Annotated in this window: 26 protein-coding genes; 10 read left to right on the top strand and 16 right to left on the bottom strand. The window is 55.6% G+C overall.

From position 1 onward, the window contains the following. Positions 1 to 14 precede the first annotated feature (14 nt). From B9Z35_RS05060 to B9Z35_RS05095, 8 genes are all read right to left on the bottom strand, one after another. Positions 15 to 2204: a xanthine dehydrogenase family protein molybdopterin-binding subunit gene (locus B9Z35_RS05060; RefSeq protein WP_108282528.1), complete on the bottom strand. Its 2190-nt coding sequence runs from the start codon at positions 2202 to 2204 to the stop codon at positions 15 to 17. Then, a complete protein-coding gene (locus B9Z35_RS05065) occupies positions 2201 to 2677 on the bottom strand; it encodes a (2Fe-2S)-binding protein (protein ID WP_108282529.1) in 477 nt (158 codons plus the stop codon). Before B9Z35_RS05065 ends, B9Z35_RS05060 begins: the two co-directional genes overlap by 4 nt. A 3-nt stretch (positions 2678 to 2680) precedes the next feature. After that, entirely contained in the window at positions 2681 to 3649 is a 969-nt protein-coding gene (locus B9Z35_RS05070; protein ID WP_108282530.1) for a tripartite tricarboxylate transporter substrate binding protein, read from the bottom strand. Between the two features lie 12 nt (positions 3650 to 3661). Then, a complete protein-coding gene (locus B9Z35_RS05075; protein WP_108282531.1) occupies positions 3662 to 4639 on the bottom strand; it encodes a tripartite tricarboxylate transporter substrate binding protein in 978 nt (325 codons plus the stop codon). Between the two features lie 61 nt (positions 4640 to 4700). Continuing rightward, positions 4701 to 5573 carry a fumarylacetoacetate hydrolase family protein gene (locus B9Z35_RS05080; RefSeq protein ID WP_108282532.1) on the bottom strand — a complete coding sequence of 291 codons (873 nt, stop codon included), beginning with the start codon at positions 5571 to 5573 and terminating at the stop codon, positions 4701 to 4703. Between the two features lie 123 nt (positions 5574 to 5696). Continuing rightward, on the bottom strand, positions 5697 to 6290 hold the full coding sequence (locus B9Z35_RS05085) for a 3'-5' exonuclease (RefSeq protein ID WP_108282533.1): 594 nt from the start codon (positions 6288 to 6290) through the stop codon (positions 5697 to 5699). A 12-nt stretch (positions 6291 to 6302) separates the two neighbouring features. After that, positions 6303 to 7241 carry a ribosome biogenesis GTPase YlqF gene (ylqF, locus tag B9Z35_RS05090; protein ID WP_108282534.1) on the bottom strand — a complete coding sequence of 313 codons (939 nt, stop codon included), beginning with the start codon at positions 7239 to 7241 and terminating at the stop codon, positions 6303 to 6305. Positions 7242 to 7256: 15 nt separating this feature from the next. Further along, positions 7257 to 7991, bottom strand: a complete 735-nt coding sequence (locus tag B9Z35_RS05095) for a tRNA-uridine aminocarboxypropyltransferase (protein WP_108282535.1) — start codon at positions 7989 to 7991, stop codon at positions 7257 to 7259. 146 nt (positions 7992 to 8137) lie between these two features. Here B9Z35_RS05095 and B9Z35_RS05100 point away from each other — a divergent pair, with 146 nt between their 5' ends. After that, positions 8138 to 8581: a hypothetical protein gene (locus B9Z35_RS05100; RefSeq protein ID WP_108282536.1), complete on the top strand. Its 444-nt coding sequence runs from the start codon at positions 8138 to 8140 to the stop codon at positions 8579 to 8581. Continuing rightward, on the top strand, positions 8572 to 9819 hold the full coding sequence (locus B9Z35_RS12860) for a hypothetical protein (RefSeq protein ID WP_146178946.1): 1248 nt from the start codon (positions 8572 to 8574) through the stop codon (positions 9817 to 9819). Before B9Z35_RS05100 ends, B9Z35_RS12860 begins: the two co-directional genes overlap by 10 nt. 3 nt (positions 9820 to 9822) lie before the next feature. Here B9Z35_RS12860 and B9Z35_RS05110 read toward each other — a convergent pair whose 3' ends face one another. The 5 genes from B9Z35_RS05110 to B9Z35_RS05130 are packed head-to-tail and all read right to left on the bottom strand — an operon-like array spanning position 9823 to position 13194. After that, positions 9823 to 11028, bottom strand: coding sequence for a hypothetical protein (locus B9Z35_RS05110; protein WP_108282538.1), 1206 nt, complete (start codon positions 11026 to 11028; stop codon positions 9823 to 9825). Positions 11029 to 11039: 11 nt separating this feature from the next. After that, complete coding sequence (locus tag B9Z35_RS05115) at positions 11040 to 11795, bottom strand: hypothetical protein (RefSeq protein WP_108282539.1); 756 nt, start codon at positions 11793 to 11795, stop codon at positions 11040 to 11042. 9 nt (positions 11796 to 11804) lie between these two features. Further along, positions 11805 to 12353: a hypothetical protein gene (locus tag B9Z35_RS05120; RefSeq protein ID WP_108282540.1), complete on the bottom strand. Its 549-nt coding sequence runs from the start codon at positions 12351 to 12353 to the stop codon at positions 11805 to 11807. Positions 12354 to 12359: 6 nt separating this feature from the next. Further along, entirely contained in the window at positions 12360 to 12644 is a 285-nt protein-coding gene (locus tag B9Z35_RS05125; protein ID WP_108282541.1) for a DnaJ domain-containing protein, read from the bottom strand. Between the two features lie 34 nt (positions 12645 to 12678). Further along, complete coding sequence (locus B9Z35_RS05130; RefSeq protein ID WP_108282830.1) at positions 12679 to 13194, bottom strand: GNAT family N-acetyltransferase; 516 nt, start codon at positions 13192 to 13194, stop codon at positions 12679 to 12681. A 133-nt stretch (positions 13195 to 13327) separates the two neighbouring features. On the opposite strand from B9Z35_RS05130, the gene B9Z35_RS05135 reads away from it, so the two are divergent. The 5 genes from B9Z35_RS05135 to B9Z35_RS05155 all read left to right on the top strand — a co-directional run bounded on the left by B9Z35_RS05135 (position 13328) and on the right by B9Z35_RS05155 (position 18282). Further along, positions 13328 to 14296: a tRNA-dihydrouridine synthase gene (locus B9Z35_RS05135; protein WP_108282542.1), complete on the top strand. Its 969-nt coding sequence runs from the start codon at positions 13328 to 13330 to the stop codon at positions 14294 to 14296. Then, positions 14293 to 14802, top strand: coding sequence for a hypothetical protein (locus B9Z35_RS05140; RefSeq protein ID WP_108282543.1), 510 nt, complete (start codon positions 14293 to 14295; stop codon positions 14800 to 14802). The genes B9Z35_RS05135 and B9Z35_RS05140 overlap by 4 nt, the downstream gene beginning before the upstream one ends. A 69-nt stretch (positions 14803 to 14871) precedes the next feature. After that, complete coding sequence (locus B9Z35_RS05145; protein WP_108282831.1) at positions 14872 to 16038, top strand: YbfB/YjiJ family MFS transporter; 1167 nt, start codon at positions 14872 to 14874, stop codon at positions 16036 to 16038. 118 nt (positions 16039 to 16156) lie between these two features. After that, complete coding sequence (gene ycaO / locus B9Z35_RS05150) at positions 16157 to 17887, top strand: 30S ribosomal protein S12 methylthiotransferase accessory factor YcaO (RefSeq protein ID WP_108282544.1); 1731 nt, start codon at positions 16157 to 16159, stop codon at positions 17885 to 17887. A 110-nt stretch (positions 17888 to 17997) separates the two neighbouring features. Next, positions 17998 to 18282: a hypothetical protein gene (locus B9Z35_RS05155; RefSeq protein ID WP_108282545.1), complete on the top strand. Its 285-nt coding sequence runs from the start codon at positions 17998 to 18000 to the stop codon at positions 18280 to 18282. A gap of 65 nt (positions 18283 to 18347) precedes the next feature. On the opposite strand, the gene B9Z35_RS05160 is transcribed toward B9Z35_RS05155, so the two are convergent. Together B9Z35_RS05160 and B9Z35_RS05165 are read right to left on the bottom strand one after the other, a co-directional pair. Further along, entirely contained in the window at positions 18348 to 19055 is a 708-nt protein-coding gene (locus B9Z35_RS05160; RefSeq protein ID WP_108282546.1) for a VOC family protein, read from the bottom strand. Between the two features lie 17 nt (positions 19056 to 19072). Next, the gene (locus B9Z35_RS05165; RefSeq protein ID WP_108282547.1) at positions 19073 to 20623 is read right to left on the bottom strand and encodes a class I adenylate-forming enzyme family protein; all 1551 of its coding nucleotides are present in this window, start codon (positions 20621 to 20623) and stop codon (positions 19073 to 19075) included. Between the two features lie 69 nt (positions 20624 to 20692). Here B9Z35_RS05165 and B9Z35_RS05170 point away from each other — a divergent pair, with 69 nt between their 5' ends. Continuing rightward, positions 20693 to 21535 (top strand): RNA pseudouridine synthase, encoded by an 843-nt coding sequence (locus tag B9Z35_RS05170; RefSeq protein ID WP_108282548.1) that lies wholly within the window; start codon positions 20693 to 20695, stop codon positions 21533 to 21535. A gap of 19 nt (positions 21536 to 21554) precedes the next feature. On the opposite strand, the gene B9Z35_RS05175 is transcribed toward B9Z35_RS05170, so the two are convergent. Beyond that, positions 21555 to 22091, bottom strand: a complete 537-nt coding sequence (locus tag B9Z35_RS05175) for a C40 family peptidase (RefSeq protein WP_108282549.1) — start codon at positions 22089 to 22091, stop codon at positions 21555 to 21557. Positions 22092 to 22250: 159 nt separating this feature from the next. Here B9Z35_RS05175 and B9Z35_RS05180 point away from each other — a divergent pair, with 159 nt between their 5' ends. Then, positions 22251 to 22853 carry an isochorismatase family protein gene (locus B9Z35_RS05180; protein WP_108282550.1) on the top strand — a complete coding sequence of 201 codons (603 nt, stop codon included), beginning with the start codon at positions 22251 to 22253 and terminating at the stop codon, positions 22851 to 22853. Positions 22854 to 22967: 114 nt separating this feature from the next. Further along, entirely contained in the window at positions 22968 to 24863 is a 1896-nt protein-coding gene (locus B9Z35_RS05185) for a propionate--CoA ligase (RefSeq protein WP_108282551.1), read from the top strand. Positions 24864 to 25006 lie beyond the last annotated feature (143 nt).

A 25006-nucleotide genomic window follows, 5' to 3' on the forward strand; every position in this document is an offset into this window, starting at 1 on the left:
CTTTCTTCGGAGGTTTAAGACTGGGCCGATGTGTGTTCAGCCTCGATGGTTTTTAATAAGTTGTCGGGTGTGAACGGCATGGCACGCATGCGCACACCGATGGCATCAAAAATAGCGTTGGCAATGGCTGCACAGGTGGGGCCTGAGCTGCATTCGCCAGCGCCGAGTGAGGGCTCGTGGGGTTGCGACATGAGTGCCACTTCAACCGCAGGCATGTCGCTGAATTTCAAGATGGGGTAGTTGCCCCAGTTGTTGGATGTGATGCCCTGATGGCTGAGTCGTGCGGCTTCACACAATGCCCAGCTGGCTGCTTGCAGTGCGCCGCCTTCGATTTGATTGGCCGCGCCATCTGCATCCACAACATGGCCCAAGTCGACCGCTGTCCAAAGCTTGTGCAGTTTTACTTTTTCTTCCACCACCAGCTCGACCACCACGGCGCAATACGCGCCCGTGTTTTTGTAGCGCGCGTAGGCTAGGCCACGCCCCCAGCCTTCGGGTTTGTTAGTGGGGCGTGTGGCAGTCCAGCCCGCTATGTCTGCCGCCTTTTGCAGCACAGCCGCTGCGCGTGCTTGCCCAGTGCTGTGCAGGTGTGCCAAACGAAATGCCAATGGGTCTTGCGAGGTACGCAAAGCCAATTCGTCCATGACCGATTCAGCGGCGAACACATTGGTGGGTGCGCCCAAGGCGCGCATGGCGGACACACGAAACGGCATGTTCAATACGCGGTGGTTGAGCACCTTCACAGAGGCGATGTCATAAGGTGGCTGCGCATTACGCTCGGACCCACCGCCCACACTCATGGCCGCGTTGACTGCCATCGTCACGGGGTGAGCGTGTGTGGTTTGCCATGCGCCCAATAGGGCAGGTGTTTTGCCTCGGCCAGGGCGTGTGCCGTGGCCTTGACTCCAAACGGTTTGGGTCCATTCGCTGATCAGACCTTCTGTGTTCAGAGCCGCTTCGATGTGAACCGCCATAGCAGGGGCCAAGGGGGCTTGGCCTAGCTCGGCTTGCCGCGTCCATTGCACACGCACGGGGCGATTGGGGACTAGGCGTGCGAGCCAAGCGGCATCAAAGGCCACATCGTCTGCGCCATTGTGGCCATAGCAGCCTGCGCCTTCCACGTGTGAGATTTGCACGCGATCGAGCGGCAGCTCAAACGCCAAAGCGATGTCGCGGCGTAAGTTGTAAATGCCTTGGCTGTGGCTCCACATTTCCAGCTGTTGTGCAGCTGGATCCCAATGCGCCAAGGCGCAACACAGACCGATGGAGGCGTGTTGTAAATAAGGGCGTTCAAACTCGGCGCTGATGCGTAGCGCGCTGGTGGTGTGCGTATTGCTGGATGTATCAGTCACAACGGTTGTGTCCAGCGTTTGCGCTTTGAGCCATTGAGGCAAATTCAACAGGTCGGGTGTTTCAGCTTGGCAGTGCCAATATTTGCCCTGTGTTGCACCTTCTTCAATGTGCTGTGCAATTTTGCGTAAGGCGTATTCGGTTTCAGTCAGCACGCCCAACAACAAGCCATCGCGCTGCACATGCAGCACATCGCTTTGCGTTTGCAATTGGTTGACCAAGGCTTGCATATCTGTCTCGATGACATCAGCCGTCAACGTGCCAGGCCTGAACACCATGCCATGGCACATGCTAGGCAACACACGGTCGTGGATATATTCAAATTCGCCAAACACTTTGCTCGCTACATCGGGACGATGTGCGATGTCCGATGAAGGTTTAAAGAGAACATCTAGTGCTGTGTAGGGAGAATCGACCAAAGCTGGATCGATGGTGCTTTGCCAAGTTTCAGGTGCAGTGAGTTCTGCATAGGTCGCGTGTTGCGCAAAGCCGTCTGTTGAGAAGCCGTCTGCGCCACAACGCACAGCTTGCAGTTCAACGCCACAACGCTGAGCCATTTGTGCTCTGCAATGTTCTCGCCAATATGCCGCAGCACAACGAAGTGCTGTGCCCGAATGCTGCACCGACAAGCTGCCAGAGGTGACGGCTTCGTCAGGGCTGGTGTGCGTGCTAGCGGCCACCATATGGATGTGTTCAGGTGAGAGGCGTAACTCTTCAGCCACGATGAGTCGTAACGCGTTTGAAATGCCTTGGCCCAAATCCACTTTGCCTGAGAAGGCTTGCACGTGGCCCGCGCTATTGAGCTGCAACCATTGGCCGAGCAGGGAATGTGCTTTGAGCGATTCGGGTGTCATGCAACCGTGGGCTTAGCAGCCGCTTTTTCGATGGCTCGAACCACGCGGTTGTGCGCACCGCAGCGGCACAAATGGCCGTCAAGCACTTGCACGATTTCTTGTCGTGTGGGGTGTGCTTGGCGTTGCAGTAAAGCTGCGGCTGACATCAAAATGCCGCTGGTGCAAAAGCCGCATTGCATGGCTTGTTCTTCAATGAAGGCGGTTTGCAAGGCATGCGGTGCTTCTCGGCTACCTAAGCCTTCCACTGTAGTCACGTGTTTGCCGTTGACCGACCACAGCGGTGTGTCACACGCCGCCACGGCATGGCCATCGAGCATGACGCGACATGCACCGCATTCGCCTTGACCGCAGCCCATGCGCGTAGCTTTGAGGTGCAGTGTGTGTCGCAACACATCGAGCAAGGTCTGACCCAGCTGGTCTTGCACCGACACCTCGCGTCCATTGACGTGAAATGCCACCAACTTTTCGCTCATGGCTCAGTCGGCTTTAGCGCCAGAGACCTTGACGATGTTGGCCCACTTGGCGATGTCGGCGTTGAGGTAATGGTCAAACTCGGCCACGGTCATTGACATGGGTACAGCGCCTTGTTTCGCCCAAGCAGTTTTGACTTCGGGGTTGTTGACGATTTTGCGAATTTCCCCGTTGAGTTTGTTCACGATGTCAGTCGGTGTGCCTTTAGGTGCCATGAAGCCCAGCCAAATCGTGGCTTCGTATTTGGGCACGGTTTCGGCCACGGTAGGCACATCGGGCAAGTTGGCTGAGCGTGCTAAGCCAGTAGCACCGAGCATGCGTACTTGGCCGTTGCGCGCGAATTCGGCCATGGTGGTTTCCGCGTCAAACATCACATCCACTTGACCGCCCACGATGTCGGTGCGTGCGCCCGAGCTGCCTTTGTAGGGCACGTGTGTCATGTCCACGCCCGCCATGTATTTGAACAATTCACCCGCCATGTGATACGGCGTGCCATTGCCAGATGACGCAAAGTTGAGCTTGCCGGGCTTGGACTTGGCTAAGGCGACGAGCTCGCCCACATTCTTCACAGGCACAGAAGGGTGAACCACCAACAGCAAGTTGGAGTAGTTGACAGGCGCGATGCCTACAAAGTCTTTCATCAGCGCGAAAGGCTTTTTAGGAATGAGCGACTCGTTCACCGTTTGGGTGTTGGACATCATCAACAAGGTGTAGCCGTCAGCGGGCGACTTGGCTGCAAAGTCAGTGCCGATGATGGAGCCAGCGCCTGGCTTGTTGTCAATCACGAAAGGTTGCTTGAGCTCATCGGTCAAACGTTGTGCCATGAACCGCGCGTAGTTGTCAGCAGGACCACCTGCAGCAAATGGCACGACGATTTTGACGGGGCGGTTGGGGTAGCTTTGTGCATGTGCAAGGCCAGAAGCCATAGCCAAACCAAGCGCCATGAGTTTGAAGGTGCGTGAAATTTTTAGCATGAGTTGTCTCCGTTAATCTACTTTGCCAATGCGCGTGACGAGTGCGCTCATGTCTTTGGCATCGGCTTGCACAAAGCGTTCAAAGTCGGCAGCGTCTTGGTACATGAATGAGGTGCCAGAGGCGGTCAACGCACCTACAGCGCGGGCATCTTGCACCGCAAACTTAGCGGCTTGGCGCAAACTGTCCACCACGGCAGCAGGTGTGTCCGCGGGCACAAACAAGCCTGACCACTGGGAGTATTGAATGGGCACTCCCAGCTCTTTGAAACTCGGCACCTCAGGCATGCTGGCCAAGCGGCCATCACCCCAATGCGCCAAGGCGCGCAAACGGCCTGCTGCAATTTGTTGTTTCACACTCGCGGGTCCTGTGGACACCGCATCAATTTGCCCGCTGAGCAACGACATCACGGCAGGCGCTGCGCCGGTGTAGGGCACATGCAGCATGAAGGTGGAGGTGGTGGCTTTGAGCTGCTCCATGGGCACATGCATGGTGCCGTAGTTGCCAGACGAGCCAAACGAAATTTTTCCTGGATTGGCCTTGGCGTAAGCGATGAACTCGGCGTAGGTTTTCCAAGGGCTGTCACTGCGCACCACCAGCACGGTGGGGTCGGCAGTGAAGCGTGCAATAGGTTTGAGCTGATTCAACTGATACATCGGCGCACGCTGCAAAATCTTGTCTGCTTCTGGTAGCACCACCAATGAAGACAACGACATGAGCACGGTGTAGCCGTCGCCCTTGGACTTGGCTACTTGCGCCATGCCAATGCCACCGCCTGCGCCGCCTTTGTTTTCGATCACGATGGGTTGCTTCAAGAAGCGCGACATGGCCTCTGCCACTGGGCGACCCACCGTGTCAGCCACGCCGCCCGGCGGAAACGGCACGACCATCGTGATGGGTTTTGTGGGATAGGTCTGAGCAAAGGCGCTAAGACTGCACGCTGTGGCCATTGCAACGCTAAGCCCCGCATGAATCAATCGACGCAGTTTCATGTCTTGTCTCCTTCGGTTGTTTGTTAGCAGGTCAAGCGAATGCTTGCCTGCTTTTATAGTTTTAAACGAAGCGGTTTTCGATGCTGCCCACGCCGTCAATTTCGACGCGGATCACATCGCCTTTGGCGATGTAGCGGGGTGGTGTCAAGCCCATGCCAACGCCAGCAGGTGTGCCTGTGGCAATGACGTCGCCGGGGTAGAGCGTGATGCCGCGTGAGATGGTTTCGATCAACGTGGGAATGTCGAAGATCATGTTTTCTGTGGGGCCGTCTTGGCGCAGCTCACCGTTGACCCAGCAACGTACGCGGGTGTTGCGGCCATCGACTTCGTCCGCAGTAACGATCCATGGGCCCATGGGGCAGAAGGTGTCAAACGACTTGCCCATGTCCCACTGTTGGTGGCGCATTTGCACGTCGCGTGCGGTCACATCGTTGACCACTGTGTAGCCGAATACATGGCTCATGGCATCGGCTTGGCTGATGTTCTTGCCGCCTTTGCCAATCACCACTGCCAACTCTGCTTCGTAGTCGATTTGGTCAGAGATGGCTGCTCCTGGCAGGTGCACATCGTCAGTTGGGCCAACCACACACTCGGGCACTTTGGTGAAGACGATGGGCCACGCTTTGGTGTCGGTGTTGCTGTCTTTGAAGACCGAGGCTTGCAGCTCTTTGGCATGTGCGTGGTAGTTGCGGCCTACACACCAAACGTTGCGGCGTGGCACAGGCAAGGGCGCTTCGAGATGAACATGCGTGATGTCGTGCGGTGTGCCTACTAAGGCTGGCAGCGCATGACCAGCGACGAGCGCATCGATGATGGGCTGAGCGCCGAGGTGCGCTTGATCTTCGGTAAGTGCAAAAGCTGTGACGTGGTGACCGTCTGCAGAAACTTGGCCCACATGACGTTGGCCGTTGAGCTTAAAAGTAGCGATGCGCAAAGTGTTCTCCTGAAATGAATCATTGGTTTGTCTTGGACCAATTTAATTCATCATAGGGAGGGTGTGTTGTTTAGCAAGACACACACGAGACACGCCGCTGGCGTGTATTCAAGGCTTAGATGCCTAAATGCCTAGGGCTTCCCACACGCGATAAGCTGCGTAGGCATCGTTGGCCGCGTAGATTAGCTGTGATTCGCTCAAGCGCAGGTTGGCCCAGTTGCTGGTGGCTGCCTTCTTTGACTTTTGAAAACGCTGGTTGAACAGCACAGCCACTGCGCCCTTGACGCCCATTTCTTTGCGATAGCCTTGAGCTTTGAAAATGGTGTTGAGCTCCAAAATGCCCGCTGGCTCGACGCCAAATTTTTGGATGATGCGTTTGCGGTCGTCACCCAAACCAAAGCCTGCTTTGGCAATTCCTTCGCGCGCTAACAAGTCGGCAGCCACAGCGCGGCACTCGGGGTCGTGTAGCTGAAACACCCATGCACGTTCGCCCGTGGAGAGCTGCAACACATGCGGGCCGTCAGACGCTTCGCCTACGCGGAAGGTGGGCTTCGATTCAGTGTCAAAGCCCCAAGCACGTGAGGTGATCAATGCATCGTGAGCCTGCTGCGCTTGTTTGCCTGTGTTGACCAAAGTGATGCGGTCAAGCCCCAAACGAGGAAACTCTGGAAGCAGGGCGATGGCTTCTTTGTCAGGTGTGTCTAGGCGTTGTGTCATGTGTGTCTGATCTCAACGCTTCTTAGATTTGAATGCCGTTTTCTTGTTTTTCTCAATCGCCTCTTTGCGAACCGCACGCTCTGCATCGGCAATCTTTCCTTCGGCCAACCAAGCCGCAAATTCATCCGGCGTTTCTAGCGTGACGCGACCTAGCGCTGCGGTGCGGAAATCGTGAATGACGATGTGCGCGGCTTTGGTGAGGTTGATGCGCCCACCGCTTTGTACCGCCCCGCGTTTACGGCCAATGGCCTCGAGCATTTCTTCGTCGGTGTGGCTGGCCACGTCGTCGATGGTGTAGCGCTGTTTGAGTTCGTTGGGGTAGTGCGGGATGAGGTAGTTGAGCAGCTCAAGCGCGACGGTTTCTTCGTCAAACGCGTTCACGCCAATCGCGCCGCTAGCCGCTAGGTTGAAGCCGCTTTGCTCGACGATGATGCGCGGCCACAGCACGCCGGGGGTGTCGTACAAATAAAAGTCATCGGCCAAGGCGATGCGCTGTTCTGTTTTGGTCACGCCGGCTTCGTCACCCGTCTTGGCAGCGCGTTTGCCTTTGAGTGTGTTGATGAGGGTGGATTTGCCGACGTTGGGAATGCCGCAAATGAGCACGCGCATGGGTTTGACCATGCCGCCACGGTTGGGGGCGAGTTGTTGGCAGGCGTCAATCAGCGCTTTGGCGGGGGAAGTCATGCTGGTGTCTAGACCAATGGCGCGCACGCCGGGCATGGCGTTGTAGTGGGCTAGCCATACGGCTGTACGAGCGGGGTCGGCTAAATCTTGCTTGCTCAAAATCTTGAGCGCGGGTTTGCTTTTGATCAGCTCGGCCAACATTGGGTTGGCGCTAGAGCCGGGCAAACGGGCGTCGAGCATTTCGATGACGACGTCAATCTCTTTGATGCGCTCCCCAATCGCTTTGCGCGTGAGGTGCATGTGTCCGGGGAACCATTGAATAGCCATAGTCTTGATTGTCGTTCACGCGAAGTGGGAGGCTGTTTGCAATCGCACATGCGCGTCATCCGTCAAATCGACGGGGAGTTGTTGCTTGGCTTTGAGGTAGTGCTCGGTGAAGACTTCAAAGTAGGCGTTGAGGGCTTCGGCGGCTTGGGCTTCATTAGCCAGTGCCAAACACATCGCACCCACTTCGGCGGTGCACAGGTGTGCTTCGCTTTGGGCGCGACGCAGTTTGTAGCGTGAGAGTTGTTCGGGGTGCAGGCTAAGTACGGGCAAGTTTTGCAGGTAGGGGCTTTTGCGAAACATCTTGCGTGCTTCGTCCCATGTGCCGTCAAGCAGGACGAACAAGGGACGCTTCACAGGGCGCGTGTCTGCGTCGTGCGTCACCTCATGCACCACGCGTGCGTCATCTGCAAACTCAGCAGGAAACACCACATACGGTTGCCACTGTGGGTCGTTCAACAGCGCCAACAGTGCAGGGTCAACTTCGGTACGTGCCCAGCCAAATGCAAAGGTGTCAGTCACTACATCGGCAATGAGCCAGCCGGTGTTACTGGGCTTGAGCGGCTCGATGTCGGCCATGAGCAAACACATGCCTGCGCGCGTGGGCACGTTGGGGCGTAGCGCGCAGAGGCAATGCGAGGGGACCAAGCGGCAGCCGGCGCAGCGTTCTCCTTTGGGGCCGCCGCGGGCTAAAAAGGGTTTGACGCTTCGCGCTAAACGCGCAGCGCGGAGTTGCGACACAGCATGAGTCATTGATTGAATTTAAAAACGATTAATTTGTTTCTTTTTGTATAAAAAAGAATTTGAAATTCACAGATGATCATGATTTAATACTTTGTAGCTCATATTTGTCGTTACTCATGAATTTAAATCGTAGAACCAATCACGGAATCATCATCATGGCATTGTCGGTCATGTTGGGACATGCAGAAGCATCGGAAATTGAAACGGCCATTTGGCACTGCTCAAAGATGCCTCAAGCCGAAGCGGCTCAAAGCAGCAATGAAATGTCTTTTTCGATGGCCTCAGTCAATGGCACGATTGATGTTTCCCTAGACGATTTATTAGCAGCCTATTCTGGTTACCCCATTCGCGTTTCAGGCAAGCCCTTGTTTGCTTGCTTTATGCCAGGCCAAGAGGCGTTGTCTACCAGCGCGCTTCACACCTTAGGGTTGAACTCTGCCGCGATGCAAATGTTGGCGCGACGCAGCGCAATTGTTCAGCGTAACTTGAAGCTCGTCACGGACGAACGCGAGATGCTTCAATGTTTAGAAAAAAACAGCCCCGCGTTTGGCTACCTCTCTAAGCCCATCAACAACGAAAAGGTGGCGCCATGTTTCTAAAAAAAATAGCTTTGTTGATTTGTCTTTTTACAGGCAGTGCATTTGCACAGATAGCAATAGAAACAGAGCACCAATGGGCTGATGATGTGGTGGGCAGTCATACCTTGCAAGTGGGCGTGGACGCGTGGCGTATCCATACTTCTGCCAATGAAGACACCACGGCAAATATGAAATCTTTGTCGCGCTTGCAGCTGGCTAATAGTTATCCAGTTTGGCATTACAGAAATCCTTCAGAGTGGTTGCGATTTGAAGGGGCGCTTCGTGTGGGACGAGATACCTTGCTGAGCATGAAATACCGCAGTGATCAATCCACAGGTAGTCGCTTGGATGAAGCCAGTGTGGATTGGGCGTTTCACACTTACGGCGTAAAACTGGGTGTGGTAGACCCGAAAATTAGTTGGTGTCGTACGTATGACGTCGATTCACCTTGGGTACGCGAGAACAATCCGTTTTGCTCTATTCAACCTTTGAATTTTGCGAAGGGTTCCGCGCCGGGCGTTCAGACCTATGCTAATTTCATCGTTGCAGATTACAGTTTGCAAGCGATTGCCGGTGTGTATAGACCTCTTTGGTTTAACTACGCATCAGATGAATCTCCGACGATTACTTTGGCTTCATACTCGACCATCACGAGTCATACCAAGTCGGGTTTGGCATTGAGTGCAACCAATCTTCGAAATGGAACAGAATTTCGAGTTGGGTTATTGCGTGATGATTTTTCAAGCAATCGAAACTCTATTAACCAAAGCGTTCCGTATAGCTACGATGTGCATTCAGATGTGATGTTTCTTGGTGCGAATTGGTATGCAACGCAAAAAGTAGCCTTGCGCGCTACCTACTTTACATACGCAGGACACCTCACTCGAAACATGCGTGATGTGGTCAACTATGTAAAGCTGGATGAGGTACAAAACTACAAAGCAGTGAGCCTAGAAGCCAACTATCAAATTAACGCGCGCGATGTTTTGTCAGCATCACATGTCATTTATGACTTAGTCATAGATCAAACCAATTACGCATTGCAATCTGGTACTCCAGCTTTTGTCTCTTCCTATTCAGGTGTGCCACATTTCGTAACGACCAATATTTCTTTGAGTTGGCGCAGGGATTGGGGTTATGGCGTGTTTACTGTGTTGCAAATGTCACAAGCCAATACAGATCAGCATGATGCATCTCTAACCAAGCACTTATCTTCAGACGGTCGGGCTTACGGCCTGCGCTTAGGCTATCGTTTCTAACGCTTACTCAGCCACATTGCACTCTCTCCTGAGCAGCGACAGTGCATCATGCAGTTTGTAGTCGTGGTCGCTCGCCAGTGTGTCTAGCGATTCGTCTATGAAGGCTTCCCAGATGTCGATGTAATCGTCTTGGTGTTCAGCCGGAGCATTGGCTTGAATGAACGCGGTGGCCAACTCGGGCTGCACCCCTGATTTACGAATTTTGCGAATCAGCGTGGCAGCAGTTTTTTCGGTCAATAGCGTTTTGCCTGTGCTACCTGTCGCGATGCACAAGAAGAGGGTGAGCAACGAGCTGTCGTCGCTGTGGCCGCCTGTGGCTTTGGTCCACGCGGCAGAGGTTTGGCGGTCAAAGTGGTCGACCTCGGACAAACCGTCTTCCACCCAAAAGTAGCGCCCCACAAAAGCGGGTGTTTGGTTGAACAACTTTTGGCATGTGATGGCACTGTCCAAAATTTTGGGCAAGTCGGCTTCGATGCTTTGTCGCACTTGCTCGACTGCGGCTTTGAATTCGGCAGGCAAGTTTTTGGGCACAGCCAAGTTGATGGCTTTGGTGGCGCTGGGTTTGCGCAGGGTGGCGATGATTTTTTGAAAGGCCACCCAGTCTGGCATTTCTTTGTGTTTGGTGGCTGCTGCCAACAAGGCGGTGCGAATGACGGCTTCGGCATCGCAGCCGGCTTCTTCTAAATCGTCGGCGTGCAGGCCCAGCTCGTCGGCCATCCAAATGGCGGCGTCGATGACGTGGGCCACTTGTTGACGCTTGGCCAGCTCGGCTTGGTACTCCGCCAGATTGCACAGCGACCATTTTGCCAATTGCGGGATGTGTTTGTCGCTGAAGCCGCCATGCTCGTTCATGCCAAAGTGCGTGTTTTGCGGCATGACGATGAGGGCTTTGAGCATGTCTGATGCCGCCTTGGAGCGTGACATGAACGAGTGCTCGCGCAAGTGCTCGGCGGCTTTGCGCAAGTCACCGCCGCTTTGAATTTGCAGCGTGAGGCTGACCATGTTGACGATGCGGTCCTTGGCTTTTTCAAGCTCGGGGCGCAAGAATTCGCTGCCAAAGTAACGCGCGATTTGCACCATGCCTTTGGGTGCATCGGTTTGGATGGCGTCTAGTTTGGGTTGGTCCAACACGCCGTGTTGCACGCCGTAGGCAACGGCCTTTTCAAAGAAAGGGCGGTCATCAAAAAGGGCAACAATAGATTGCGTCATGGTCTGTAGGTTTAGATGGCAGATTCTTCGTCAGAGTCACGCGCGGCGGGTGTGGCTTGTCCGCGGTCGGTGGCGCTGGTTTCGACCTTGCCATCGTCTTCTTCCTCGTCTTCTTCAGACAGGCCAGCATCGTGGGCGCGTGCTTTGGCGCGCAGCACCAGCAGCATCTCGATGAAGAGGTCTGGAATTTTGTGGCGCAAGATCCATGCGAGTTGCATCCAGTCTTGGTCGGCCACTTCGTCTTCTTCAACGCGGGGCTTCACATAGGCCGAGCCGAGCAGGGCGCTTTCAGACAGCATGTCGCCGTCGTCTTCCATGGTGTCAAAAGTGCCGGTGCGGGCAAAGGCTTCGATGCGGCTCCACTTTTCACTGAAGTAGTCGGCCAACGCTTCAGCGCCGCCTTCGAGGTCGCCAATGGCGGTGAGGAACTCAACCGTGTCTGCGTCTTCGCGAAAGATGATGGAGTTCATCATGCCGCGCAGGTGGGTGCGGGTGAGGTCTTTGTATTGTTTTTCAATCACCACGGCGCGAGCAAATTGCTCGGGCGTGACCAGCAGGTTGATGACCGATTCTTTGGAGGTGTCGTACTCGCGAATCACAGCCAAGATGTCTTTGGGCGGCAGCTGCTCTAGCACCACCATCAGGGCTTGATCGCCCTCGGCATCGGCCAGCTCGACCAACGCAGCTTCTGCGCCTGTGATGTCGCCAGCGGCGATGAGGCTTTGTGTTTTGGTAATCAGTGCGATGGCATTGGTTTTGTCGGTCATGACGGTTCCTTATTCTTTGCTGTCAAAGCCTTGTTCGACCATCCACGCGTTGCCTGCTTCTTCGCGTTCACGGGCTTCGCGCTCTTCGTCGTGCTCGGCTTGGTCGCCGCGCTCGACGTTTTGCAAATCTTCATCGGCATCAGCGTCGTTTGACTGTGCGCTGGCTCGCATTGGCGTGCCGTGCATGTATTCGAGTGCAGCGGCCACGGTCATGAACCAAGCGCCCACGGGCTCGGCCAAGATTTGATTCACCATAGGTTGTGCCCACGGTGCAATGCGCACGCCTTCAGATAAGGCATCCCAGCTCAGCAAATCGTCGGCATCGCGGGTGATGAAGTGGGCCATCAACTCGGGCTCGTGAAACTCAAAGGCTTGGTGCAAGACCACGGCCACCATTTCGGGGCTGAGGTCCATCATCTGCAACAAAAAGTCCAGCTCTTTGCGTTTTTCAGCCAAGCGTTTGTCGAGGATGTATTGGCCTTCGGAGTCGGAGTTGAGGTCGTCCAACTCGGCTTGGTAGGCAGAGCGCAGCTCTTGGAAGAATGGGGAAATGCTCATGGTTGTTTATGTCCGGTTCAGCACTTGCTGAAAGTAGCCTTGCCAAATTTCTCGGGCCGTTTGTGCGGGGTCGTCCAGCAGGTTGCGGCGGCGGTTGTCGTCATAGGCTTTGCGTTTGTCGTCGTCTGACAGCACGTCATAGGCCTCTTGCACTTCGCGAAAACGCGCAGGCGCATCGGGGTCGCTGTTGCGGTCCGGATGAAACTGCGAGGCTTTTTGGCGAAACGCTTTTTTGATGTCCGACAGCGTGGCATCGCTTTTGAGACCTAAGGCGGCGTAGTGTTCAGACACGTGAAACTCTTGTTGAATGACAGTAGTTGAGAAATTAAAGCGATTGCTTTAGGCGAATCTCTTCGACCTTGACAGGACCCATGGGCACGGTCTTGGCGCTGGACATTTCGCGTTTGAAGCCAGCCAACTCATGAAAGCGCATGGCGCGGTCGTTGGCGATGGGAATCCAGATGGACACATGGGTGCAGCCTTCTTCTTGCAGGCCTTCGCGAGCAGCGTCCCACAAAGCCAGGCCCACGCCTTGGCCCCAATAGGCGGCATCCACATAGATGTCCCAAATTTCGCCGAGGGTGTTGGGTGTGCCTTTGTCGCGTGAGCGGTCGTAGCCTACAAAGCCCACAATCTTGCTGCCGTCAACGGCGACTTGCACTTGGGGTTCGGCGTATTCAATGGCTTCGCGCCAGTAAACGGTGTTTTTTTCTTCGGGCACAGGCAGCACTTTGGCGCCTGTTTGCATGGTTTTGAAAGCTTCTTTGGCGGTGGCGGCGTACAGCTCGGCGATTTTGGCGGCGTCGCGCATGGTTGCGGGACGGACTTCAACAGTTGTCAGATCGGACATGGAAAGGGGGAATTTCGGTAAACAGATAAGACCGCTATTGTCCCAGTAAAACTGCCCCTTGCTTGGAGTTAGGTAGAGTACAGACTTCGCTGCTCGCAGCCTTCTTTTTCAAACTCCCGAACCCATGCTCATTCTTGCCCCGATGGAGGGCTTGCTCGACTTTGTGCTGCGCGATGTGCTGACCCGCATTGGTGGGGTAGACCGCTGTGTGTCGGAGTTCATCCGTGTCACCAATACCTTGCTGCCAGAGCGCACGTTTTTGCGTATCGTGCCCGAGCTGACCAACGGCGGCCGCACCTTTGCGGGTGTTCCTGTGCGCCCACAGTTATTGGGGTCAGACCCCCAATGTTTGGCTGACAACGCCGCGCGTGTGGCGGGCATGGGCTGTGATGGGGTGGACTTGAACTTTGGTTGTCCTGCCAAACAAGTGAACCGCCACGGCGGTGGTTCGGTGCTGCTGCAAGACCCAGAAGTGCTGTACCAAATTGTGCGAGCCGTCCGCGCCGCTGTGCCTGCCCACCAAGTTGTGTCCGCCAAGATGCGCTTGGGCTTTAACGACGACAGCACCGCCGAAGAATGCGCCTTGGCGTTAGAGGCGGGTGGTGCAAGCGAGATAGTGGTGCACGCCCGTACCAAAGCAGATGCCTACAGACCACCCGCGCATTGGCACCGCATTGCCGATATCAAAGCGAAGGTGAAAACACCGTTGGTGGCGAATGGTGAAATTTGGAATGTGCAAGACGCCCTCAATGCGCGTGCTGAGTCGGGTTGTTTTAATTTGATGCTGGGCCGCGGCATTGTGACCAACCCTGGACTGGGCTGGGCCATCCAAGCGCATGACGCTGCTGCAAATGGTTTGCCCGCACCCGCGCCCGAAGTACGCTGGCAAGACCTGCCGCCACACCTGCACACGTTTTGGCAAATCGTGTCGGGCCATGTGAGCGAGCGTCACCAAGCGGGCCGCTTGAAACAATGGCTGAATTTTTTGCGCAAGTACTACCCCGACGCCGAGGCCGCCTACCAACATGTGCGCACCTTGACCAGCCCCAAAGACATCAACGCATGGTTTGACGCCATGCCTGCACAACAATGACAGACGACAACACCCAAGACGCCATTGACGACAACGCCTTCGCGCAAGAGCCACGCCTCTGGCAAAACGAAACATGGACGGCCAAGGTCATCAAAAACGACGATGACGACGGTTGGGCGGTGGCCATGTTCAAAGACGGCGAATCTGAAGCCGCACTGATTGGCCCGTGGACCATGGGCCGCGACAAAAAGAACCCCAAGCCGCTGGACGGCAACGCCTTCATTACCTTGGTGAAAACCGCCTCCGAGTTTGTGCGCCGCAGCGAGCAGCAGTTGCACGCCACGCTGCACCAGTCGGTCACGGTGAATGGTCGCGATGGCCGCATCACGGTGCTGCTAGACATCGTGCCAGATGACGACAACCCCTACGCCACACTCAGCGCGCAAGACGAGGGCGGTGACACACTGGCCGAAGTGCGTGTGGACGCAGGCTACAAGCTCAACCGCAACACGGCGCAGGCTTGGGTGGATGCTGGCTTTGCAAAGCCAAAAGGCGCAAGAGATTGATGCATCGCGCACCCGCGTGACAGCATTTCGGCCCTGAGTGCCTGCGTGCGCGGCATACTTCGCTCACCCATGTCGCACAAACACCTTCATCCTTGGCAAGTTCTCACAGGCGGCATTTGCGGCTTGGTGTTAACCATCGGCATGGCGCGCTTTGCCTACACGCCGCTGCTACCTAGCTTGCAAACGCAAACCGGATTAACCGACGCTGCCGCAGGCGGCTTGGCAGCCATCAACTATGCGGGCTACATGACAGGTGCGTTGGCTGCCACTTGGATTGACGATGTGCGCTGGCGGCATTGGCTGTACAGCGCGGGCTTATGGATGGCCTTGGTCACGGTGGCCGCGATGGCGCTGACCACGTGGATGCCTGCTTGGGCTTTGATTCGTTACATCGGTGGCTTGTGTGGCGCAACCGGCATGTTGCTGGGCTCTGGCTTGATCTTGGGTTGGCTGATGCGGCAAGGCCGCAGGCCTGAGTTGGGTTTGTATTTCATTGGCTTGGGGCTGGGCATTGTGGTTTCGGCCATGGGCGCGTGGGGCTTGTCGCAGGTGTGGCCCACATGGTCGGACCAATGGTTGGCGTTTGCGGCGCTGGGCTTGCTGTTTTTTGTGCCCGCTTGGAAGTGGCGTCCGCCTGTGCCGCCGCAGGTGGTGGTGTCGCATGACGCAGCGCCTGCAGCAGGCTTGGGCTCACGCCGCTGGGCGTGGACCATGCTGACCAGCTACTTTGCGGCGGGTTGGGGCTTTGTGATCAGCGCCACTTTCACGGTGGCGATTGTGGAGCGCGAGCCAGCCCTCGCAGGACAAGGCCCGTTGGCTTGGGCGATGGTGGGATTGGCCGCCATGCCCGCGGTGTTCATTTGGGATTTGGTAGCGCGGCGCGTGGGTGACAAGCGGGCTTTGCTGTTGGCGTTTGGTTTGCAAACGCTTTCGGTCATGCTGCCCGCGATGTCGGGTGAGTTGTGGGCTGCGTTGGCTGGGGCGGTGGGCTATGGCGCGACGTTTATTGGCATTGTGAGCATGACGTTGGCCTTGGTGGGTCGCAGGGCGCCCAACAACCCAGGCAAAGCCATGGCCAAACTCACGCTCAGCTATGGTGCGGCGCAAATGCTGGCCCCTGTGGTGGCGGGTTACATGGCGCAGACCACAGGCACGTTCAAAGGTGCGTTGTGGCTGACGGCTGGTGTGATGGCCGCAGGCATGGCCCTGTTGGCCACCTTGCCCAAAGACGACTGAATGCGCAGCATTTTGCAAAGGCTTTGAGCGAAAACCCCAGCCTGTGACGGGGTAGCTCAGGCCTCACAATATAGTGTTAGCTCTAGGGCGCCCCTGCTGTTTTTAAAAGCGATTTACCGTGCCCACTCAAAGTTTTATTCTTGGCAAAGACGCGCCACTCGAATCCACCATCAACACCATGCAGGCCAAGTTGCAGGCGATGGGGTTTCACATCCAAGAGAAAAGTTGGCTCAATCCCGTCGATGGCATCTGGTCTGTCCACATCCGCGACCGCGATTGCCCCGCCTTGTTTGCCAATGGCAAAGGGGCGACTCGCATGGCGTGTTTGGCCAGTGCGCTGGGTGAGTTCTTTGAACGCTTAGCCACGAATTATTTTTGGACGCATTTCTACCTCGGCCCCCTTACGGCAGATGCTTCTTTTGTGCACTACCCACAAGAGCGTTGGTTTGATTTGACCGAAGATGGCTCTTGGCCCAAGGGCTTGCTGAATGCTGAGCTGCACAAGTTTTACAACCCAGAAGGCAACATCGACTGCGCCAATTTAGTTGACTTCAATTCGGGCAATGTGGAGCGCGGCATTTGCGCCATTCCTTATGAGCGCCAGCGCGATGGCGAGACGGCCTACATTCCCGTCAACATCATTGGCAACTTGTATGTGAGTAACGGCATGTCCGCGGGCAACACCGCGCTAGAGGCACGCACGCAAGCGTTGTCTGAGATTTTTGAACGTCATGTGAAAGCCAAGATCATCAGCGAAGGCATCTGTTTGCCCGATGTGCCAGAAGCGGTCATCAACCGCTATCCGCGAATTGCCGCAGGCATTGCTGCTTTGCGCGCGGCTGGCTTTGGCATATTGGTGAAAGACGCTTCGCTGGGCGGTAAGTACCCCGTGATGAACGTCACCTTGTTGCACCCTGAAGACCAAGGCTGCTTTGCCAGCTTTGGTGCGCATCCACGTTTTGAGGTGGCACTGGAGCGTGCATTGACCGAGCTACTGCAAGGCCGCGCGTTGGATAGCTTGGGCGGCTTCCCTGCGCCCACGTTTGATTTGGACGAGGCAGCGAGTGCGCCGAACATCGAAATTCATTTCGTTGATTCGAGTGGCGTGATTCACTGGGAGTTCTTGGGCCAAATTCCAGACTACGTGTTTGTGGATTGGAATTTTGCCAACACCACGCCTGAAGACTATGCGTATTGTGTGAAGCGCATGCATGAAGATGGCTTTGACATTTACATCGCTGACTTTGAGCACTTGGGCGTGTATGCCTGCCGCGTGCTCGTGCCGGGCATGTCTGAGATTTACCCCGTGGACGATCTCGACTTTGAGAACAACAGCATCGCCAACGAGATGCGCGAGGCCATACTCAACTTGACCGACCTCGACAACGAAGAGTGCTCAGACTTGTTGGCCTCGTTGAACGAATCCAACTTGGCCGATGAGCGGCCCGTGGCGGGCTTGATTGGCATGGCCGCAGACGCAGGCAGCTTCTGGGCTGACTTGCGTGTGGGTGAACTCAAGACCTTATTGGCCTTGGCCTGCGGTGATGAGTCGGCCACGGTGGAAGGCTGCGAGTGGATTCGCCACTTTGACCAAATCCCACAACAGCGACGCGCGGTGTATGCGTGCATCGAAACCTTGGTGTTGCTCACAGACCGTGGTGACACCGCGCCGTATGTGGGTGCGATTCGCCAACTGTTTGGCGCGGGTGTGTTTGAGCAAGCGCATGCGCTCATCATGCAGACAGACCGCTTCATGGGTATCTCAGCGCCTGGGCTGATGATGGAGGGCTGTGAGATGCAGCACAAGCTGTGGGCTGCCTATGCCAAAGTTCACAAGATGAAGAGCTAATCCATTTCTTATTGATATCAACTCGTTTAACTTTTGTAAAAATTCCGCATCAAATGAATAAAATTTAATTACTTTGCACTTTCGCAAAGAGTCATTATTAAATTATTCAAATGAAAAACAAAATTCTCTTGATCTGCGCTCTGTTGATTTCAAACGCCTCGTTTGCTGGCATGTTGGATGGATTGAAGGCTGATCTGAAAAACGAAGTGAAAGCAGCCAAAGATGATGCAAAGGCCGAAGCCAAAACCATGAAGGATGAGGCGATGAGTTCAGCGAAAGAAAAAGCGCAGACTGCCAAAGAAGAAACAAAGTCAAAAGCCAAAGACACTGCGATGGAAGCCAAATCTAAAGCGATGGACAAAGCGGTTGAAATGACGCCAGCTAGCCTCAAGTAATTCTTGACGCTTAAATAAGAAAAAGCCCCTTGGGAGATCCAAGGGGCTTTTTCTATGGGTAATCATCAAATACCGTCGCTTGATAAAACGATCAATCCTTTTGGTGTTTGCAGTGTGGCCTTGAGGCAGGCAGGGCCTTCGGTCACGCTCACTCGGTTGAGCTCAATTGCGTCATAAGCCGCTTGCAGTTTTGCAGAACTTGGATGAACCACTTCAAGGCTTTGCAAGGTGATGCCTGAGCGGGTGAGGGTGTTACGTGGATGGAGCTTGAGTGGGTCGGTGGCTTCGGGCTTGCCCCACTGAATGAGGGTGGGCATGCAGCCGTCAAACAAGCGCTGACCATCGGCACGCACCGAGATTTGCCAGTTGAGCGTGCCGCGGTTGGTGCGGCGGCTGGCCGAGATGGCGGGGCCACGGTCAATACCTTGCATGCGAATGGCCATGCGTGCGGCGCGGATGTCGGGCGTGTTGACCACAAAGTGCACCAAGCGCGGCTCTTTGGCCACGGCCTTTTGCAGGGCGGGGTTGTCCATGTCGAACCAACGCGTGGGGCAGGCACGTTTGGGACGCACGGCTTTGGGATCGATGGCGATGATCTCGACATAGGCCATCGGGTTAGCGGGCGAGGCCACTTTGAACAAGCGGTTATGTGTGCCGTACAGCGTGTGTTCGCCGCCGGGTCCGGGTGTGATGCCCAGTGTGGCTTCGCACCATTGCACGCCTTGTTCTAGGCTTTGGGCAACGATGACGAGGTGATCTATTTGTGTGTGCATGGGGCAGCACCATACCACTAGGGCTGGGCGAGTCTTTGGCGCAGCTCGGTTTTCAGCACTTTGCCGTAGTTGTTCTTGGGCAGACTGTCGACTAGCTCGTAGCGTTTGGGGCGCTTGAAGCGGGCAATTTCGTTGAGGCAATACGCGTCTAGGTCTTGGGCGCTTAATGCGCTACCTTGCTGCAGAACCACAAAGGCGACGATGACTTCGCCCCACTCGGGGTCGGGTGCGCCGACCACGGCGACTTCGCTCACACCTGTAGCTTGCAACAACACTTCTTCCACTTCGCGTGGGTAGACGTTGGAGCCGCCGCTGATGATGAGGTCTTTGCTACGGTCTTTGAGGGTGAGGAACCCGTGCGCGTCTAAGCAGCCCATATCGCCTGTGAATAACCAACCGTCGCGAATGGCGGCTTGGGTGGCTTCAGGGTTGCGCCAGTAGCCTGCCATGACGCTGTCGCCTTTGATGAGCACTTCGCCTACTTCGCCCAAAGGCAAGTCTTGGCCTTGTTCGTCGGTGATGCGGATTTGCACTGGTGTCTGGGCAACGCCGATAGACGCCAAGCGTTGCGCGTGTTCGGGGTGAGTGCTGTCGCTCAAATGAAAGCGCGACAGAGCCGTGCCCACCATCGGGCTTTCGCCTTGACCGTAGATTTGCACAAAGCGTGGGCCCATGATGTGCAGGGCGCGCTGAATGTCTGCGGCATACATGGGGGCGCCTCCGTAGACGATGGTTTTGAAAGCGCGTTCGCAGTCTTGTGGCGTGAGTGATGTTTGTTCGGCGTGATCGACCAAGCGTTTGACGATGGTGGGGGCTGCAAACATGGAAAGCGGCCCAACAGACTGACAGAGTTCAAACAACTCCGCTGCATCAAAGCCGCCAGAAGCTGGGACCACATGACGTGCACCAGCCATCAAATGCGGAATGGCGTACAAGCCAGCGCCGTGTGACATGGGGGCGGCGTAGACGATGGCGTCTTGGGTAGCCACCGCATCTACATCGGTGAAGTAGGCGAGACCCATGGTCATCAAATTGCGGTGAGTGATCATCACGCCCTTGGGGCGGCCCGTTGTACCGCTGGTGTAGAACAACCAAGCGAGGTCGTCTGGTTGGCGCTCGATGATGGGCTTTGTCGGTGGTTCATTGCTAGAGTGAGGCAAAGCCCAAAGGGCATAGGCTTCTGGGCTGTCCACATCGATGACGCGCTGCAAGCCTTGTAATTGTTCGCCGGTGTCGGTGGTGACGTCTGCCCCAACAAAAGCCCAGCTGGCTTGCGCGTTGTCGATGATCCACTGCGCTTCGCGCACATGAAGTTTGGCGTTGATGGGTACCACGGCTAAGCCTGCCCACCAAGCGCCAAACATCACTTCAAGGTAGCGCGGGTGGTTGTGCATGAAAATGGCGATGCGGTCGCCTTGCTGTAAGCCAGCCTCTTGAAACTGTTGGGCCAAATGCGCGCAGCGTTGTGACCATTGCGCGTAAGTTGCTACAGCCTGTGTGCCGTGAAAGATTGCGGGTCGTGCGGGGAACTGACACGCCATGCGTCTGAGCAAATGGGCTAGGTTCAATGAAAACTCTCTACAAAGAATTGAATGGGTGAACGATACAACGATTAACTGTGGGAGGATTCAGCTCTTATGAATTCCAGCAAATCCGTGGGCGAACGCCCAGCCGAAGGTGAACGCCTTTCCAAACGCATCATGCAACTGCGCGACTGTTCGCGTCGCGAAGCCGAACAATACATCGAAGCGGGCTTTGCGCGCGTGGACGGTGTGGTGGTGCAAGAGCCGCAGTTTCGTGTGACCACGCAAAACGTGGCGGTGGATGCGCATGCCAGTTTGCTCAACCTCATGTCGGTCACGCTTATTTTGAACAAGCCTGCGGGGTGGACCGATGGCTTAGAGCCTTTGCCCGTCAAGAAGCCTGTTGCTCGTTCAGTGGCAGCGGGGAAAGCTGGTGCACCAGTTCGTGCACCCAGAGGCCCCCAAAACGTTCGAAGCTTGCTCACCCCTGAGCAGCACAGCAAGCACGACCACAGCGGTGTGCGCTTTTTAAAAAGCCATTTGACCAAGCTCGATGCCAGCGTGCCGTTGGAATACGAGGCCAGCGGGTTGGTGGCGTTTACCCAAGACTTCCGCGTGCAGCGCAAGCTGATGGAAGACATGGCCTTCATCGAGCAAGAGCTGATCGTCGATGTGCGGGGTGAGGTGTTGCCGGATGCCTTGCGTCCGATTGAACGCGCCATGCGCGATGAACGCCTGCGGTTGCCTGATTTCAAAATCAGTGTGGGTAGTGCCAACCCCGAGCGTAGCAAGCTGCGTTTAGCTGTGAAGGGATCGCAATTGGGTTTAGCGGCTTATTTGTGCGACCTTGCTGGTTTGGAAATTTTGGCGCTGCGTCGCATCCGCTTAGGGCGGGTGAGCTTGGGGGATTTGGAAGAGGGCGCTTGGCGCTATTTGGCCGAGGGTGAGCGCTTTTAGCGCTCAGCGTTTCAAACGCTTAGTTGTCGTTGCCAGTGGCAGGCACGCGACGCGCGCCCGTGAAGCGGCGATCCCAATACGCGTCGCGCATGTCTTCAACACGGACGCTTTTGCCTGAGCGTGGTGAGTGGATGAATTTGTTGTCACCCACGTAAATGCCCACATGGCTGAAGGTTTGACGCATGGTGTTGAAAAACACCAAGTCGCCGGGCTTCAAGTCTTGCTTGTCGATTTTTTCGGTGACGGCAGCTTGCTCGCTGGCGCGACGGGGTAAAACCTTGCCCACGGTTTGTTCAAACATGGAGCGAACAAAGCCGCTGCAGTCAAACCCAGTGCTGGCGTTGGTGCCGCCGCGGCGGTATGGAACGCCGAGGAAGTTCATAGCGTTGCCTACCAAATCTGTTGCCGTATCTCCCACGGATTGGCGCATTTGGTCCATCTGCGCGACGATGCCGCGCTCGGCCAAATAGCGCTCAATGTCGTCTGCGGCGTTGTTCGACGGTGCAGCATGTGCACTGGCGACGCAGCAGAGAATGAGGAGGGTACGTTTCAACATAACCAACAATTCTAACGGGTTTATCTACTAAAAATGATCAAATGACTCACGTAAGTCGTTGATTTAACTAGGGTTAATCCTTAAGTAAACGGTATTGACAGGTGTCAGATTCAGCATCGTCGATACTTGGTGCTTTACACACACCTATTTGTATTGCGTATGTTGCTCGACGACCAAGAATCCCAACTCGTGCTGGTGGACTACCAAGCGCGCCTGATGCCCGCCATTTTTGAAGCCGATTTGGTCATGGCCAACGCCATGCGTTTGGCGCAAGCCGCGCATTGGATGGAAGTGCCGACCTATGGCACTGAGCAAAATCCTGACAAGTTAGGACAAAACCAAGCCGAGTTGCGCGCCTTGTGCCGCCGCACCATTCCCAAGATGAGCTTCAGCGCTTGTCCAGATGGTTTGAGCGAACTGTTGCGGCCCGCAGCACGTGCTCCCGCAGGCAACGCCCGCAGCTTGCCCAAGCATTTGCAAAAAGCAGTGCCGCAAGAGCCCACGCGGCAAAGCATCGTCATTGCAGGCTGCGAGGCGCATATCTGCTTGCTACAAACCGCCTTGGATTTGCTGGAAGAGGAATACTCAGTTTGGGTCGTGACCGATGCTTGCGGTTCACGTACCGAGCGCAACCGCGATGCCGCGTTTGACCGCTTGGCTGGTGCAGGCGCTGAGCTGGTGACGACTGAGATGGTGCTGTTTGAATGGCTGCGCACGGCAGAGGCCGATCCGTTCAAAGAAATTCAGGCGCTGGTCAAGTAAACCTGCAAAAAATTTTCGGGGAAGGGTATTTACCCAGCCGAAAAGTCAGCTTGTTGCAAGTCCGTCCTTCTCATAATTATGAATTCAGTACAGATTCGTTTTTAGGAGAGATAGATGGTTGCGTACGCAGATTTTCACCGCCGTTCCATTGAGGACCGCGACGCTTTTTGGTCTGAGCAGGCCAAATTGGTCGATTGGGAAACACCTCCACAACAAATCTGCGATTACAACAACCCTCCTTTTGCCAAGTGGTTCGTGGGTGGCAAAACCAACCTCTGCCACAACGCTGTAGACCGTCATCTCAAAGACCGCGCTGACCAAGCTGCGTTGATCTTCGTTTCAACAGAAACAAACCAAGAACACACCTATACCTACCGCGACTTGCACGCTGAAGTGCAACGCATGGCTGCGATTTTGAAAGACTTGGGCGTCACCAAAGGCGACCGCGTCTTGATCTACATGCCCATGATTGCCGAAGCAGCATTCGCGATGTTGGCTTGTACCCGTTTGGGCGCGATCCACTCGGTGGTCTTCGGTGGTTTTGCGTCTCACTCGTTGGCCACACGCATTGAAGATGCGTCACCCAAAGTCATCATCAGCGCCGACGCAGGTTCACGCGGTGGCAAAGGCGTGCCTTACAAACCATTGCTCGACGAAGCCATCAAGCTGTCTGCACACAAGCCTGCCAACGTCATCATGGTGGACCGCAAATTGGCCGCTTTCACGCCTGTGGCTGGTCGCGATGTGGACTACGCCACCGAGCGCGCCAAGCACATGGACACGGTAGTGGCTTGCGAGTGGGTCGAGTCCACTCACCCCAGCTACACCTTGTACACGTCGGGCACCACGGGTAAGCCTAAAGGCGTGCAACGCGACACCGGTGGCTACACCGTGGCTTTGGCTTCCAGCATCCCCAATATCTACCAAGGCAAGCCAGGCGGTACCTTCTTCTGTACCAGCGACATCGGTTGGGTGGTTGGCCACAGCTACATCATCTACGGCCCTCTGATTGGCGGCATGGCCACCATCATGTATGAAGGCCTGCCCATCCGTCCAGACGGCGGTATCTGGTGGAGTTTGGTTGAGAAATACAAAGTCAATGTCATGTTCAGCGCGCCCACGGCCATCCGTGTGCTGAAAAAGCAAGACCCCGCTTTGTTGACCAAGTACGACTTGTCCAGCTTGCAAGCCTTGTTCTTGGCGGGCGAACCGCTCGACGAGCCAACCGCCAAGTGGATTTCAGAAGGTCTGAATGGCAAAGCCATCATTGACAACTACTGGCAAACCGAAACCGGCTGGCCAATCTTGACCATCTGTAACGGTGTGGAGAAAGCACCTAGTAAGTTCGGTTCACCTGGCAAGGCGGTGTATGGCTACAACGTCAAGTTGGTCGACGATCAAACCGGCGAAGAGCTCACAGGCGCTAACCAAAAAGGTGTGTTGACCATCGAAGGCCCACTGCCTCCCGGCAACTTGCAAACCATTTGGGGCGACGACAACCGCTTCGTCAACACCTACTGGAAGACTGTACCGAATAAGCTCGTTTACAGCACCTTCGACTGGGCTGTGCGTGACGAAGACGGCTACTACTTCATCTTGGGCCGTACTGACGACGTGATCAACGTTGCGGGTCACCGCTTGGGCACTCGCGAAATTGAAGAAAGCATCTCTAGCCACCCCAACATCGCCGAAGTGGCGGTGGTCGGTGTGGCCGATCAGCTCAAAGGCCAGGTGGCCATGGCGTTTGCCATCGCCAAAGACACGTCGGGCTTGACCGACGATGCGGCTCGTAAAGCCTTGGAAGCTGAAGTCATGAAGGTGGTGGACAACCAGCTTGGTGCTGTGGCTCGTCCATCTCGCGTGATCTTTGTGACCGCTTTGCCTAAGACACGCAGCGGCAAATTGCTGCGCCGTGCCATCCAAGCTGTTTGCGAGAAGCGTGATCCCGGTGACTTGACCACGATCGACGATCCAACCGCATTGCAACAAATCAAAGACCAAATCGTTTGATTTGGCCCGCACGGCTAGGGTTTCGGTGGCACAATCCTGGATGCACTAGGTCAATCCTGATCACAGTCGCATCCGCTATCCGGTCCAGCCGTGTCGTGGAGGTTTTTTTCCAACCAACTAATGTTTCCTGCAGGGAAACGGAG

It is taken from the genome of Limnohabitans sp. Jir61 (assembly GCF_003063545.1).
In the GTDB taxonomy this organism is placed as follows: domain Bacteria; phylum Pseudomonadota; class Gammaproteobacteria; order Burkholderiales; family Burkholderiaceae_C; genus Limnohabitans.

Bases quoted from the DNA above. Each gene is read 5' to 3' on its own strand.
- B9Z35_RS05065 (WP_108282529.1), bottom strand. From the start codon at position 2,677: ATGAGCGAAAAGTTGGTGGCATTTCACGTCAATGGACGCGAGGTGTCG.
- B9Z35_RS05075 (WP_108282531.1), bottom strand. From the start codon at position 4,639: ATGAAACTGCGTCGATTGATTCATGCGGGGCTTAGCGTTGCAATGGCC.
- B9Z35_RS05160 (WP_108282546.1), bottom strand. From the start codon at position 19,055: ATGCACACACAAATAGATCACCTCGTCATCGTTGCCCAAAGCCTAGAA.
- B9Z35_RS05145 (WP_108282831.1), top strand. From the start codon at position 14,872: ATGTCGCACAAACACCTTCATCCTTGGCAAGTTCTCACAGGCGGCATT.
- B9Z35_RS05060 (WP_108282528.1), bottom strand. From the start codon at position 2,204: ATGACACCCGAATCGCTCAAAGCACATTCCCTGCTCGGCCAATGGTTG.
- B9Z35_RS12860 (WP_146178946.1), top strand. From the start codon at position 8,572: ATGTTTCTAAAAAAAATAGCTTTGTTGATTTGTCTTTTTACAGGCAGT.
- B9Z35_RS05070 (WP_108282530.1), bottom strand. From the start codon at position 3,649: ATGCTAAAAATTTCACGCACCTTCAAACTCATGGCGCTTGGTTTGGCT.
- B9Z35_RS05110 (WP_108282538.1), bottom strand. From the start codon at position 11,028: ATGACGCAATCTATTGTTGCCCTTTTTGATGACCGCCCTTTCTTTGAA.
- B9Z35_RS05115 (WP_108282539.1), bottom strand. From the start codon at position 11,795: ATGACCGACAAAACCAATGCCATCGCACTGATTACCAAAACACAAAGC.
- B9Z35_RS05100 (WP_108282536.1), top strand. From the start codon at position 8,138: ATGGCATTGTCGGTCATGTTGGGACATGCAGAAGCATCGGAAATTGAA.
- ylqF (WP_108282534.1), bottom strand. From the start codon at position 7,241: ATGGCTATTCAATGGTTCCCCGGACACATGCACCTCACGCGCAAAGCG.
- B9Z35_RS05140 (WP_108282543.1), top strand. From the start codon at position 14,293: ATGACAGACGACAACACCCAAGACGCCATTGACGACAACGCCTTCGCG.
- B9Z35_RS05175 (WP_108282549.1), bottom strand. From the start codon at position 22,091: ATGTTGAAACGTACCCTCCTCATTCTCTGCTGCGTCGCCAGTGCACAT.
- B9Z35_RS05185 (WP_108282551.1), top strand. From the start codon at position 22,968: ATGGTTGCGTACGCAGATTTTCACCGCCGTTCCATTGAGGACCGCGAC.
- B9Z35_RS05135 (WP_108282542.1), top strand. From the start codon at position 13,328: ATGCTCATTCTTGCCCCGATGGAGGGCTTGCTCGACTTTGTGCTGCGC.
- B9Z35_RS05120 (WP_108282540.1), bottom strand. From the start codon at position 12,353: ATGAGCATTTCCCCATTCTTCCAAGAGCTGCGCTCTGCCTACCAAGCC.
- B9Z35_RS05180 (WP_108282550.1), top strand. From the start codon at position 22,251: ATGTTGCTCGACGACCAAGAATCCCAACTCGTGCTGGTGGACTACCAA.
- B9Z35_RS05155 (WP_108282545.1), top strand. From the start codon at position 17,998: ATGAAAAACAAAATTCTCTTGATCTGCGCTCTGTTGATTTCAAACGCC.
- B9Z35_RS05095 (WP_108282535.1), bottom strand. From the start codon at position 7,991: ATGACTCATGCTGTGTCGCAACTCCGCGCTGCGCGTTTAGCGCGAAGC.
- B9Z35_RS05085 (WP_108282533.1), bottom strand. From the start codon at position 6,290: ATGACACAACGCCTAGACACACCTGACAAAGAAGCCATCGCCCTGCTT.
- B9Z35_RS05170 (WP_108282548.1), top strand. From the start codon at position 20,693: ATGAATTCCAGCAAATCCGTGGGCGAACGCCCAGCCGAAGGTGAACGC.